At 66.9% G+C, this 11,945-nt stretch carries 19 protein-coding genes; 14 read left to right on the top strand and 5 right to left on the bottom strand.

Annotated elements, in window-relative coordinates:
- The first annotated feature begins 3 nt into the window (after nucleotides 1-3).
- From A5650_RS25000 to A5650_RS25055, 13 genes are all read left to right on the top strand, one after another.
- Nucleotides 4-696, top strand: a complete 693-nt coding sequence (locus A5650_RS25000; protein ID WP_067298454.1) for a hypothetical protein — start codon at nucleotides 4-6, stop codon at nucleotides 694-696.
- 90 nt (nucleotides 697-786) lie between these two features.
- Nucleotides 787-912, top strand: coding sequence for a hypothetical protein (locus A5650_RS27570; protein WP_286150406.1), 126 nt, complete (start codon nucleotides 787-789; stop codon nucleotides 910-912).
- Nucleotides 909-1,277 (top strand): 50S ribosomal protein L14, encoded by a 369-nt coding sequence (rplN, locus tag A5650_RS25005; protein ID WP_067091049.1) that lies wholly within the window; start codon nucleotides 909-911, stop codon nucleotides 1,275-1,277. The genes A5650_RS27570 and rplN overlap by 4 nt, the downstream gene beginning before the upstream one ends.
- Nucleotides 1,278-1,595, top strand: a complete 318-nt coding sequence (gene rplX / locus A5650_RS25010; RefSeq protein WP_067298455.1) for a 50S ribosomal protein L24 — start codon at nucleotides 1,278-1,280, stop codon at nucleotides 1,593-1,595. It abuts the gene before it with no gap.
- Nucleotide 1,596: 1 nt separating this feature from the next.
- Entirely contained in the window at nucleotides 1,597-2,160 is a 564-nt protein-coding gene (gene rplE, locus A5650_RS25015; protein ID WP_067298456.1) for a 50S ribosomal protein L5, read from the top strand.
- Between the two features lie 3 nt (nucleotides 2,161-2,163).
- Nucleotides 2,164-2,349, top strand: coding sequence for a type Z 30S ribosomal protein S14 (locus tag A5650_RS25020; protein ID WP_059101363.1), 186 nt, complete (start codon nucleotides 2,164-2,166; stop codon nucleotides 2,347-2,349).
- A gap of 198 nt (nucleotides 2,350-2,547) precedes the next feature.
- Nucleotides 2,548-2,946 carry a 30S ribosomal protein S8 gene (gene rpsH, locus A5650_RS25025; RefSeq protein WP_067298457.1) on the top strand — a complete coding sequence of 133 codons (399 nt, stop codon included), beginning with the start codon at nucleotides 2,548-2,550 and terminating at the stop codon, nucleotides 2,944-2,946.
- 21 nt (nucleotides 2,947-2,967) lie between these two features.
- On the top strand, nucleotides 2,968-3,507 hold the full coding sequence (gene rplF / locus A5650_RS25030) for a 50S ribosomal protein L6 (protein ID WP_067298458.1): 540 nt from the start codon (nucleotides 2,968-2,970) through the stop codon (nucleotides 3,505-3,507).
- A 2-nt stretch (nucleotides 3,508-3,509) separates the two neighbouring features.
- Entirely contained in the window at nucleotides 3,510-3,923 is a 414-nt protein-coding gene (rplR, locus tag A5650_RS25035; RefSeq protein WP_067298459.1) for a 50S ribosomal protein L18, read from the top strand.
- Nucleotides 3,924-3,957: 34 nt separating this feature from the next.
- On the top strand, nucleotides 3,958-4,617 hold the full coding sequence (gene rpsE / locus A5650_RS25040; RefSeq protein WP_067298534.1) for a 30S ribosomal protein S5: 660 nt from the start codon (nucleotides 3,958-3,960) through the stop codon (nucleotides 4,615-4,617).
- Between the two features lie 2 nt (nucleotides 4,618-4,619).
- Nucleotides 4,620-4,853 (top strand): 50S ribosomal protein L30, encoded by a 234-nt coding sequence (gene rpmD, locus A5650_RS25045; protein WP_067298460.1) that lies wholly within the window; start codon nucleotides 4,620-4,622, stop codon nucleotides 4,851-4,853.
- Nucleotides 4,850-5,293: a 50S ribosomal protein L15 gene (gene rplO, locus A5650_RS25050; protein WP_067298461.1), complete on the top strand. Its 444-nt coding sequence runs from the start codon at nucleotides 4,850-4,852 to the stop codon at nucleotides 5,291-5,293. Before rpmD ends, rplO begins: the two co-directional genes overlap by 4 nt.
- 115 nt (nucleotides 5,294-5,408) lie before the next feature.
- A complete protein-coding gene (locus A5650_RS25055) occupies nucleotides 5,409-5,762 on the top strand; it encodes a DUF732 domain-containing protein (RefSeq protein ID WP_067298462.1) in 354 nt (117 codons plus the stop codon).
- A 151-nt stretch (nucleotides 5,763-5,913) separates the two neighbouring features.
- On the opposite strand, the gene A5650_RS27465 is transcribed toward A5650_RS25055, so the two are convergent.
- Together A5650_RS27465 and A5650_RS25060 are read right to left on the bottom strand one after the other, a co-directional pair.
- Nucleotides 5,914-6,051, bottom strand: coding sequence for a hypothetical protein (locus tag A5650_RS27465; protein WP_231992801.1), 138 nt, complete (start codon nucleotides 6,049-6,051; stop codon nucleotides 5,914-5,916).
- Between the two features lie 75 nt (nucleotides 6,052-6,126).
- On the bottom strand, nucleotides 6,127-7,053 hold the full coding sequence (locus A5650_RS25060; RefSeq protein ID WP_067298535.1) for an LLM class flavin-dependent oxidoreductase: 927 nt from the start codon (nucleotides 7,051-7,053) through the stop codon (nucleotides 6,127-6,129).
- Between the two features lie 52 nt (nucleotides 7,054-7,105).
- Between A5650_RS25060 and sppA the strand changes: the two genes are divergently transcribed.
- Nucleotides 7,106-8,899, top strand: a complete 1,794-nt coding sequence (sppA, locus tag A5650_RS25065; RefSeq protein ID WP_067298463.1) for a signal peptide peptidase SppA — start codon at nucleotides 7,106-7,108, stop codon at nucleotides 8,897-8,899.
- A gap of 47 nt (nucleotides 8,900-8,946) precedes the next feature.
- Here sppA and A5650_RS25070 read toward each other — a convergent pair whose 3' ends face one another.
- From A5650_RS25070 to A5650_RS25080, 3 genes are read right to left on the bottom strand one after another with little or no spacing between them, the layout of a single operon-like run.
- Nucleotides 8,947-9,846, bottom strand: coding sequence for a class I SAM-dependent methyltransferase (locus A5650_RS25070; RefSeq protein WP_067298464.1), 900 nt, complete (start codon nucleotides 9,844-9,846; stop codon nucleotides 8,947-8,949).
- A 9-nt stretch (nucleotides 9,847-9,855) separates the two neighbouring features.
- Nucleotides 9,856-10,758 (bottom strand): class I SAM-dependent methyltransferase, encoded by a 903-nt coding sequence (locus A5650_RS25075; protein WP_067298465.1) that lies wholly within the window; start codon nucleotides 10,756-10,758, stop codon nucleotides 9,856-9,858.
- Entirely contained in the window at nucleotides 10,755-11,714 is a 960-nt protein-coding gene (locus A5650_RS25080) for a class I SAM-dependent methyltransferase (RefSeq protein WP_067298466.1), read from the bottom strand. The genes A5650_RS25075 and A5650_RS25080 overlap by 4 nt, the downstream gene beginning before the upstream one ends.
- Nucleotides 11,715-11,945: the final 231 nt, after the last annotated feature.

The raw sequence follows: 11,945 nt of genomic DNA on the forward strand, positions 1-11,945 counted from the left end.
CTCATGAAGAACGCCGCGTGGTCGACGATCGCGCTGACATGCCTGCTGACATCGTGCATCGACAACAGCGAAGGCACGCCGATCGCGGAAGAGGCCGTCGTCTCCGATACGACCATCTCCGTCAGCACCGCCCCGCCGTCGTCGACCACGAGCCCCGCCGCTGAAGCCGATACCGAACAGCCAGGCATCGTGTCGACGACCGCATCGCCTTCGCCGGCGGGCAGCGCCTGCGATATGCCCGACCCCCCCTACGAAGAGGCGTCGGTGTCCGATCCGGCCGCGCCGAAGATCACGGTGGTGCTCCCAGCGGGGTGGTCAACCACGCAGGGAGAGGGCGACGTCGGCCTTCGGCTGGCCGGTCCGGACGGGATGTCGGCGTCGGTCACGATCGCCAAGACGACGCTGCCGCCCGCCGAAGCCTTCGACCGCTATGCCGACGAGGCCATGGCGGCCTCCGACATCAGCACCCTGAGCGTGCTGCCGGCCGAATTGTGCGGCTTCAGCGGCCAGAAGCTGCTCGGATCGTGGGCGGACTCGCCAGAGCACGCTGTCGAGTTCGGCGACAGGCTGGCCCATATCCCGACGACCAGCGGCGAGTACCTGGTCGCGGTGCACGTCGAGGCTCCGGCGCAGGGTGCGGACTTCGACCCGCTGACCTCGCCGCTGCTGGGCGACTTCGGCATCGTCATACCCTGAAGGCGTCGACGAACGCGCCCACCCGTTGGGCAGGGGCCGCTGATCAGCGACGATTTGGTTTCCTGCAGGTCCTCCCATAGAATCAGGCGGTTGCCTTGGGCAGACCTCGGCCAGTCGTTCGGCAGGCCCCGCGTGCTCATAGGTGACAGCAAGACCGCGCACGTCCAGGTCGGTATCTGGCGTGCATACAAAAACCAGGTCGAGGAGATCGAGTGATTCAGCAGGAATCGCGGCTCAAGGTCGCCGACAACACGGGCGCCAAGGAGATCTTGTGCATCCGTGTGCTCGGTGGCTCGTCGCGACGCTACGCCGGCATCGGCGATGTCATCGTGGCGACCGTCAAGGACGCCATTCCGGGCGGCAACGTCAAGCGCGGTGATGTGGTGAAGGCCGTCGTCGTGCGCACCGTCAAGGAACGCCGCCGGGCCGACGGCAGCTACATCAAGTTCGACGAGAACGCCGCCGTGATCATCAAGCCCGACAACGACCCGCGTGGAACGCGCATCTTCGGGCCGGTCGGCCGCGAACTGCGCGAGAAGCGCTTTATGAAGATCGTCTCGCTCGCTCCGGAGGTGTTGTAGATGAAGGTCCACAAGGGCGACACCGTCCTGGTCATCTCCGGTAAGGACAAGGGCGCCAAGGGCAAGGTCCTGGTCGCCTACCCGACCCGCAACAAGGTGCTGGTCGAGGGCGTCAACCGGATCAAGAAGCACACGGCGGTGTCGAGCAACGAGCGCGGCGCCAAGTCCGGCGGCATCGTCACCCAGGAGGCGCCGATCGACGCCTCCAACGTGATGGTCGTCGACTCCGACGGCAAGCCCACCCGCGTCGCATACCAGGTTGACGAGGAGACGGGCAAGAAGGTCCGCATCGCCAAGACCAACGGCAAGGACATCTGACATGACTACCGCTGAGAAGACCCTCCCGCGCCTGAAGCAGCGCTACCGCGAAGAGATCCGCGACGCGCTGGCCAAGGAATTCGGCTACGCCAACGTCATGCAGATCCCCGGCGTGATCAAGGTCGTCGTCAACATGGGTGTCGGCGACGCCGCGCGCGACGCGAAGCTGATCAACGGTGCGGTCAACGACCTCGCTCTGATCACCGGCCAGAAGCCGGAGATCCGCCGGGCCCGCAAGTCCATCGCGCAGTTCAAGCTCCGCGAGGGCATGCCGATCGGTGCGCGCGTCACGCTGCGCGGCGACCGGATGTGGGAGTTCCTTGACCGGCTGATCTCGATCGCGCTCCCGCGTATCCGCGACTTCCGCGGCTTGAGCCCCAAGCAGTTCGACGGCACCGGCAACTACACCTTCGGTCTGACCGAGCAGTCGGTGTTCCACGAGATCGACGTGGACTCCATCGACCGCCCCCGTGGCATGGACATCACCGTCGTCACCTCGGCGACGACCGACGACGAAGGACGAGCGCTGCTGCGGGCGCTGGGCTTTCCGTTCAAGGAGAACTGAGTAATGGCAAAGAAGGCACTGGTCAACAAGGCCAACAAGAAGCCGAAGTTCAAGGTGCGCGCCTACACCCGCTGCCAGCGCTGCGGGCGTCCGCACGCCGTCTTCCGCAAGTTCGGCCTGTGCCGGATCTGCCTGCGCGAAATGGCGCACGCCGGCGAACTGCCCGGCGTGCAGAAGAGCAGCTGGTAACAGCGATGAGCGCTCGCGCGAAGCGCCGCGAGCACGCCAACAGACCAGACCAACCAAACAGGTTGCGGCAGGCCCGGATACCGGGAACCACCGCGAGAAAGGTGAGACCGCTGTCATGACCGCGATGACGATGCGGTGGGGGTACCCCCAGCCGCGCAGCTGCGAGGGGGACGCAGCAACGAAGAGGAGCAGCGCTCGATGACTATGACGGACCCGATCGCAGACTTCTTGACACGTCTGCGCAACGCCAATTCGGCGTACCACGACGAGGTGACACTGCCCCACTCCAAGATCAAGGCCAACATCGCCGAGATCCTGAAGCGCGAGGGCTACATCGCCGACTACCGCACCGAGGATGCTCGGGTCGGCAAGTCGCTTGTCGTACAACTGAAGTACGGCCCCAGCCGCGAGCGAAGCATCGCCGGTCTGCGCCGCGTGTCCAAGCCCGGTCTGCGGGTGTACGCGAAATCCACCAACCTGCCGCGGGTTCTCGGAGGCCTCGGCGTGGCGATCATCTCCACGTCGTCGGGCCTCCGAACCGACCGCCAGGCAGCCCAAGAGGGCGTGGGCGGCGAAGTCCTCGCGTACGTGTGGTAGGCGAGAGGGAGTAGAGCTCAAATGTCGCGTATTGGAAAGCAGCCGGTCCCGGTCCCCAGCGGGGTCGACGTCTCGATCGACGGGCAGAACGTGTCGGTCAAGGGGCCCAAGGGGACTCTCGAACTGTCGGTGGCCGACCCGATCCGGGTCTCCCGTGACGACGACGGCGCCATCGTGGTGACGCGTCCGGACGACGAGCGGCGCAGCCGTTCGCTGCACGGTCTGTCACGGACGCTGGTGGCGAACCTGATCACCGGTGTCACCGAGGGTTACACCACCAAGATGGAGATCTTCGGTGTCGGTTACCGCGTGCAGCTCAAGGGGTCCAACCTCGAGTTCGCGTTGGGCTACAGCCACCCGGTGACGATCAACGCGCCCGAGGGTGTCACGTTCGCGGTGGAGACGCCGACGAAGTTCTCGATCTCCGGCATCGACAAGCAGAAGGTCGGCCAGGTCGCGGCGAACATCCGCCGCTTGCGCAAGAGCGACCCCTACAAGGGCAAGGGGATCCGCTACGAGGGCGAGCAGATCCGCCGCAAGGTCGGAAAGACAGGTAAGTAGAAATGGCTTCAACCACAAAGGATTCGGCAGCGCCTGCGCGCAAGCCCGTGGGCCAGAACATCTCCGAGACCCGGCGGGTCGCGCGGCTGCGTCGCCATGCTCGGTTGCGCAAGAAGATCTCCGGCACGGCAGAGGTGCCGCGTTTGGTGGTCAACCGTTCGTCGCGGCACATCCACGTGCAGCTGGTGAACGACCTGGAAGGCACCACTCTGGCCGCCGCGTCCTCGATCGAGGCCGACGTACGGGCGGTCGACGGGGACAAGAAAGCGCACAGCGTGCGGGTCGGTCAGCTGATCGCCGAGCGCGCGAAGGCCGCAGGGATCGACAAGGTCGTGTTCGACCGCGGGGGTTACACCTACGGCGGACGGATCGCGGCGCTGGCCGATGCGGCGCGCGAGGGCGGACTGCAATTCTGATGACTGACTTCAATACAATGGGAAGGACTGCATGATGGCCGAACAGGCAACAGCCGGCGGCCCCCAGGACGGCCGCGGGTCGCGAGACCGCGACGGACGTGGCCGCCGCGACGACCGTGGCGGTCGTGGTCGCGACGGCGGTGACAAGAGCAACTACCTCGAGCGCGTCGTCTCCATCAACCGCGTGTCCAAGGTGGTCAAGGGTGGTCGCCGATTCAGCTTCACCGCGCTGGTGATCGTCGGCGACGGCAAGGGCATGGTCGGTGTCGGCTACGGCAAGGCCAAGGAAGTTCCGGCCGCTATCGCCAAGGGCGTCGAAGAGGCCCGCAAGAACTTCTTCCGGGTCCCGCTGATCGGCGGCACCATCACCCACCCGGTGCAGGGCGAAGCCGCCGCCGGTGTCGTGATGCTGCGTCCGGCCAGCCCCGGTACCGGTGTGATCGCCGGCGGTGCCGCTCGCGCGGTGCTGGAATGCGCAGGCGTGCACGACATCCTGGCCAAGTCGCTGGGCAGCGACAACGCGATCAACGTGGTGCATGCCACCGTCGCCGCGCTGAAGCTGCTGCAGCGTCCAGAAGAGGTCGCGGCCCGACGTGGCCTGCCGATCGAGGACGTGGCGCCCGCGGGCATGCTGCGGGCGCGTCGTGAGGCCGAGGCGCTCGCCGCGTCGGCTGCGCGTGAGGGGTCAGCGTAACCATGGCACCACAAAAGACACTGAAGATCACCCAGGTGCGCAGCACCATCGGTGCGCGCTGGAAGCAGCGGGAGAGCCTGCGGTCGCTGGGGCTGCATAAGATCCGCCAGTCCGTCGTCCGCGAGGACAACGCGCAGACGCGCGGCCTGATCAAGACCGTGCATCACCTCGTCAAAGTTGAAGCAGTAGAGGCCGGCGATGAGCGCTCGCGCGAAGAGCGAAAGGCTAAAGCATGACACCCATCAAGCTCCATGACCTGAAGCCTGCACCCGGCTCGAAGACCGCCAAGACCCGCGTGGGTCGAGGTGAGGGTTCGAAGGGTAAGACCGCGGGTCGCGGTACCAAGGGCACCAAGGCCCGCAAGAACGTCCCCGCGACGTTCGAGGGCGGCCAGATGCCGATCCACATGCGGCTGCCGAAGCTCAAGGGCTTCCGCAACCGCTTCCGTACCGAGTACGAGGTCGTCAACGTCGGCGACATCAACAAGCTGTTCCCGAAGGGCGGCGATGTCAGCGTGGACGAGCTGGTGGCCGCGGGTGCGGTGCGCAAGAACACGCTGGTCAAGGTGCTCGGTGACGGAAAGCTCACCGTGAAGGTGAACGTCACCGCGCACAAGTTCAGCGGCAGCGCACGCGAGAAGATCTCTGCGGCGGGCGGCTCGGCGACCGAGCTGTAACAACTGTCGATCGGGAGCCCCTGCCGTCACGGCGGGGGCTTTCGTGTTCGGGCGGGCGTAACGCCGTGCGCCGTCAACCGATATTGTGCGTAGGCGCGAACTCTCAGGAGCAGACATGACCCTCATCCGCCGGCTCACCGTCGCCGCCGTGGCCGCCGGTCTCGCGTTGTCCGCAGGCACGGCGGCCGCCCATGCCCAGGATGAGAACGCAGCCGTGGACGCGAAGTTCGCCGATCAGGTCGCTGCGCTGAACATCCCGCTCGGCGAAACCGACCTGCCGACGTTGGGGCACGGGATCTGCGACATGCTCACTTCCGGTCTGGCTGGTACCGCCAACCCCGTTCCCGTCGTGCGCGGGGTGGTCAATCGCCTCGCGAGCACCGGCATGGACCGTGGACAGGCCGCCGGCCTGATGCGCGCAGCGGTCGCCGTCTATTGCCCGCAGCACGGCCGCTTCATGGGCCGCTGATCTACTGCCGCCACTCGAAGCATCCGACACCGGGCACGCAGCCGCCGCCGCCGCCCCAGGGGCCGCCGTGACCGCAGACTCCGGCAGCGGTGCAGCCACCGCCGCCGTCCGGTCCGCCGTGGCCGCACGTACCGTCGGCGGCGCAGCCGCCCTAGTCGGGCCCCTGCGTGACGTAATTGGTCGGCGTGCCCGGGTAGCTCTGGGCGACCGCCATCGCTGCCGCGGCGATCGCCGTCGCGGCCGCGCCCGCCATCAGCAGCGGGGCGAGGGTTCTCAGTTTCGCGATCATGATCCCGGTTTACCACCAAGATCAATAAAACTTGAATCACCTAAGCGTCAGCGAACTTCCCGACGCGTTGGGCCGTCACCGCAGGTGCGGAATCACCGCTGCCGCCAGATGTTCCATCTGTTCGCGGTCCTCGGCAACGTTCTCCCCGACCGGGTTGAGCAAAAGCATCTCGGCGCCTGCGTCAATGACCTCGCGCAGCCCTTGAACAACGTCGGCCGGGGGGCCCGAGACCGGCACGGTGTCGATGCCTGCCATGCCGCCGTAGATGCGGTGCAGGCCGGCCAACACTCGCTCCTCGGCGCGCGCAGGGTCGTCGTCGACGATCAGGTACACACGCTTGCCGATCGTAAAACCCGTTGCCTCTCTATTCTGTTTCCTGAGCTCGCGGCGCACGGTCTGGACAGCTTCGGTGAACGCGGCCGTGGTGGACGACCCCGCCCCGAGGAACGCGTCACCGTGCCGCACCGCCCTGGCGATCGCGCGAGGGGCGTTGGCCCCGAACCAGATGGGCGGGTGCGGCCGCTGGACGGGCTTCGGTTGTACCGGTAACGCGTCGACGTCGCGAAAACGCCCGCGGTACGTCACCTTCGGGTCGTCGGACCACGCCGCCTTCATCAGCTCGAGCCCCTCGGTGAAGGTGCGGACGAAGGTGGCGGGTTCGACCCCGAACGCGGCGAACTTGCGCTTGCCCCCGCCCGGAGCCACACCGAGGTCGAGCCGGCCGTGGCTGAGGTGGTCGACGGCCGTGACCGCCGAAGCGAGCTGAAGCGGTTCATGCAGGGTGGTGACCAGGACGGCCACCCCGAGGCGGAGCCGCTCGGTGTGCCCCGCGGCCCAGGCCAGCATCTCCAGCGGCGCGAGCAGCGGTGACGGGCCGATCGTCTGCTCCAGCGTCCACGCACCGGTGAAGCCCAGTTCCTCGGCCCGGATCAAGTAGTCGCGAATACCCTCGGAGTCGAAGCCGGCCGCCACGCGCTGCGGAAGGGAGATGTCGAAGCGCACGGCACCACGGTAGACGGGGTTCGCCGCGAGGCGGCGTCGGTACGCTCGAACCATGCTCGCCTTCCTCCCCGGCATGCCCGGACTGCCCGGTCTGGCCGATCTACGCGCACTGGCCCGGCGCATCGACACCGCCCGCCACAACGGTGTCCCGAACGGGTGTGTGCTCGAACTCGATCTGACGTCCGTGCCGAACGAGACCGGCGGCTTTGATCCGCTCGCGTTGATCTCCGGGGCGGGCAAGCCGCTACTGCTGGGTGAGGCCGTCGCCGCGATCCACCGCGCGGCGGACGACAACCGGGTCGCCGGGTTGGTCGCGCGGGTGCAGCTGCCGGCCGCGTCGCCGGGCCCGGTACAGGAACTGCGGTCGGCGATCTCCGCGTTCAGCGACGTCAAACCGTCACTGGCGTGGGCCGAAACCTATCCGGGCACCCTGTCGTACTACCTGGCGTCGGCGTTCCGCGAGGTCTGGATGCAGCCGGCGGGCACCGTCGGCCTGGTGGGATTCGCGACGAATGCGATGTTCCTCCGCGGCGCGCTCGACAAGATCGGTGTCGAGGCGCAGTTCATCGCGCGTGGCGAATACAAGTCCGCCACAAATCGTTTCACTGAGGACAAATACACCAAAGCTGACCGGGAGGCGCTGAGCCGCGTCCTTGCCAGCTTTCAGAACCAGGTGTGGCGGGCGGTCTCGGAGTCGCGTCACCTAACCCTCACTGAAGTCGACGCCCTCGCCGACAAGGCGCCGCTGCTTCGTGACGACGCCCTGGCGGGCGGGCTGATCGACCGCGTCGGTTTCCGCGACGAGGCTTACGCTCGACTCGCCGAATTGGTTGGGGCGCCGGACTTCACGCCCGGGGCGGATGCGGACGCCGATGACGCGCCGCCGCGGCTGTTCCTGTCGCGGTATGCCCGCGGTACCGCTTCACGACCCGTGCCGTCGATACCGGGGCGTAAGTCCAAGCCAGTCATCGCCGTGGTCACGGTCCATGGCGCAATCGTCAGTGGCCATGGCGCGCCCCAGTTGGTGCCGTTCGGCAGAGGAAATATCGGAGCCGACACCATCTCGGCCGCACTGCGTAAGGCAGCCGCCGATGACGACGTGTCTGCCGTCGTGCTGCGGGTTGACAGCCCAGGCGGCACCCTGACTGCCTCGGAAAGCATTTGGCGGGAAGTCATCAGAGTCCGGGACGGTGGCAAGCCTGTTGTGGCGTCGATGGGCGCGGAAGCCGCATCGGGCGGCTATTACGTGTCGATGTGTGCGGACCTCATCATTGCGAACCCCGGCACTATTACCGGCTCCATCGGTGTTTTCACCGGTAAGCTCATCGCCCGGGGGCTCAAAGAACGCCTTGGTCTAGGTACCGACGCGGTACGCACGAATGCTAATGCAGACGCGTGGTCCATCGACCAACCGTTCACAGAGGAACAACGCGCGCGCGTCGAGGGTGAGGCCGACCTGGCCTACGCTGACTTCATTGAACGAGTCGCCGCCGGCCGCAATATGTCCGCGAAGGCCGTCGATGCGGTCGCCCGGGGTAGGGTATGGACCGGCGCCGATGCACTGGAGCACGGCCTGGTCGACGAACTCGGCGGGCTGCGGACGGCGATTGATCGGGCCAAGGCGCTCGCCGGGATAAATAGCGACGAGGACGTTCGCGTCGTCAACTACCCCGAAGCTTCCCTGATCGACATGTTCCGACCCAAATCATCCTCGAGGCCGGCAGCCGCGTCGTTGTCGCATGCAGTGGCGGCTCTGCTGAGCCGATCTGCTGCAGAAATTCTCGATGAGACGCACCAGTCGTTGACTGGTGCGAAGGCGCTCTGGCTCGGAGACCACCGGTTCTAGGTTCACCGGGCTCGGCGCGTTGTGGCTGGGCGAGCACCGGTTCTGGGTCAGCGCTTGATCGCCGACAGGTAGGTCATGTCGGTGAACAGGCCGATCGTGCTGTTCTCGTCGAACGTGAATCCGTTGGCGGCGTATGCATCTGGCATCTTCTGCGTCGTGACGTCCCAGCCGCGGTTGGTGAGATACTCGACGACGTCGTTGCGCTCGCCGTGATAGATGAGCTCACCCATCTCGATGTTCTGCCCGTATGCCTGCAATCGCTCGGCGATCTCGCGCGAGCGCTCGTCGGCGAACATGCTGACGTCGGGGATGTGCTCGGTCGCGAGCCGACTACCGGGCGCGCTCAGCTCGTGGATCCGGTCGAACAACAGATCCTGCGCCTCGGGTGGCAGGTAGATCAGCAGCCCCTCGGCGCTCCACGCCGCCGGCTTCGTCGGGTCGAAGCCGTTGTCCAGCAGGGATTTCGGCCAATCCTCGCGCAGATCGATCGCGATGGCCCGCCGGTCCGTCGTCGGCTCGGCTCCCAGCGCCGCGAGCGTATTGCTCTTGAAGGCGATGACGTCGGGCTGATCGAGTTCGAAGACGATGGTGCCAGTCGGCCACGGCAGCCGGTAGGCGCGGGCGTCGAGCCCAGAAGCCAGGATCACCGCCTGGCGGACACCCGCGTCGACGGCGTCGGTGAACATGCGGTCGAAATGGCGGGTGCGCACGCTCATGCCCTCGGCGGCCCGGCGCGTATTGAATCGAGGGTCGACAGCTTCGAGCGATATCTCGCCGTCGAGCGCGCGCACGAAGAAATCGAGCCCGACCGCGCGCACCAGAGGTTCGGCGTACGGGTCGTCGATCAGGCCTTCGCGGTGGCTCAACACGCGTTGTGCGGCGACCATCGTTGCGGTCGAGCCGACGCTGGATGCCAGGTCCCAGGTGTCGTTGTCGCTGCGTGCCATTCGTGCTCCTCAGTCTCGGGTCGCGATGATCGCGAGCGAATCCCGCATCGGCGCAAGCAGATCGGTATCGGGAAAGGCGCGGCCGTAGTCGGCGAACACCTGGGGCCGGTTTCTCGCAGAAACCTGCCATCCGTGTTCGGTGAGATATTCGCCGACGTGACGGCGCTCGCCCGCATAGAACAGGTGCGAGATGTCGAGGTGCGCACCGTTGTCGCCCCACTGCTTGCTGATCGCCTTGCTGCGTTCGCCGATCGTCGCCGCGGCGTCGGGATGGTATTCGGTGGCCAGCCTGCTGCCCGGTGCGCTCAGCGCCCCGATGTCGTCGAACAGTCGGTCCTGGGCCTCGGGTGGCAGGTAGACGAGCAGCCCCTCGGCGCTCCACGCTGTGGGCTGTGCCGGATCGAAACCGCTGTCCCGCAGTGCTTTCGGCCAGTCGTCCCGCAAGTCGACACCGACGGTGCGCAGCTCGGCCGACGGCCTGGCACCCAGTGACGACATCGTCGAAGCCTTGAACTCGATCACCTGAGGCTGGTCGATCTCGTAAACGACGGTCCCCTGTGGCCACGGCAACCGGTAGGACCGCGAGTCCAGACCGGACGCCAGGATCACCGCCTGCCGGATGCCCGTGCTCGTCGCGTGTACGAAGAAGTCGTCGAAGAACCGCGTGCGCACCGCGATCATCTTCGCCATGAAGTCCGCTCCGGCGCCGTCGATGTCGTTGCCGTCGATGCCGCCGTCGACCAGGCTCGTGAAGAAGTCGATGCCGACCGCGCGCACCAGGGGAGCGGCGTACGGGTCGTCGAACAGCGGATCCTCGTCGCGGCTGGCGATCGCGCGGGCGGCCGCGACCATCGTGGCCGTGGTGCCCACGCTCGACGCCAGATCCCAGCTGTCCGAATCCGTCCGGCTCATCCCTCGAGTATCCCCGTGACGTATTGCAGCTCGCCGAACCTGACCTCGTCGTCGTCGGGCAGCTGCGGCAGACCGCTTTCGGCCAGGAGCTCACCGACCGTGCGCCGCGTCAGGCGCCAGCCCCGCTCCTCGAGATAGGCGCCTGCCTCGTTGCGGTCGCCGAGGTAGATCAGATCGGCGAAGTCGAGTTCGAATCCGTGGTCGCGCCACCGCTGTGCCGACTCCTGCATCCGCGCCAACACCCTCTCGCGGTCGGCCGGGTCCGTGCTCGACGGGCCGCTCTCGACCGCCACCCGGCTGCCGGGTGCGCTCAGCTCGGAGATCGTGTCGAGCAGCTTGTCCTGCGCCTCCGGCGGCAGGTAACCCAGCAGCCCCTCGGCGCTCCAGGCCGTCGGCAGGGCCGGATCGAAACCGGCCGCTTTCAGCGCCTCCGGCCAGTCGAACCGCAGGTCGCTGGCCACGGCACGGCGCAGCGCGGTCGGCTCGGCGCCGAAGTCGGCCAGCGTCCGGCTCTTGAACGCGATGACCTCCGGCTGGTCGATCTCGTAGACCGTCGTCCCGGCCGGCCAGGCCAACCGGTACGCCCGCGCGTCCAGACCCGACGCCAGGATCACCGCCTGTCGGATGCCCGCCTCGCCCGCTCCCGTTGAATCGCCACCTCCGGTGGCGGCGAGGAAGAACTCGTCGAAGAACTTGGTGCGCACGGCCATGTTGTCGGTCATCCGCGCCATACCGACCGCCGCATTGTCCGTGTCGAGGTCCTCGATCTTGAGCTCGCCGCTGGCGAGGCGCGTGAAGAAGTCGACACCGACGGCGCGCACCAGCGGTTCGGCGTAGGGGTCGGAGATCAGCGGGTCGTCGCCGGTGCTGGCGATCGCCCGCGCGGCCGCGACCATCGTCGCGGTGGCGCCGACGCTCGATGCGAGGTCCCAGGTGTCGTTGTCGGTACGTGCCATCTATCGCTCCTGACGTTATTAATTAGTGGATATAACGAGATTGGGTCCACGGTATGTTCCCGGGCTGAGAAAACGCTGTGAGGACGGGACGATCAGCGGGATGCGGGCCAACGGGGTCCCAACTGTTACTCTCGTAGACTGTTTGACGGGTGACTCCGCAGGCTGCGCGCTTGACGGGGGTCCGCACACGACTTAACCAAGACGCTGGTCGAATCCAGCCCCATCCGCACG

It is taken from the genome of Mycobacterium sp. 1164985.4 (genome assembly GCF_001668575.1).
In the GTDB taxonomy this organism is placed as follows: Bacteria; Actinomycetota; Actinomycetes; order Mycobacteriales; family Mycobacteriaceae; genus Mycobacterium.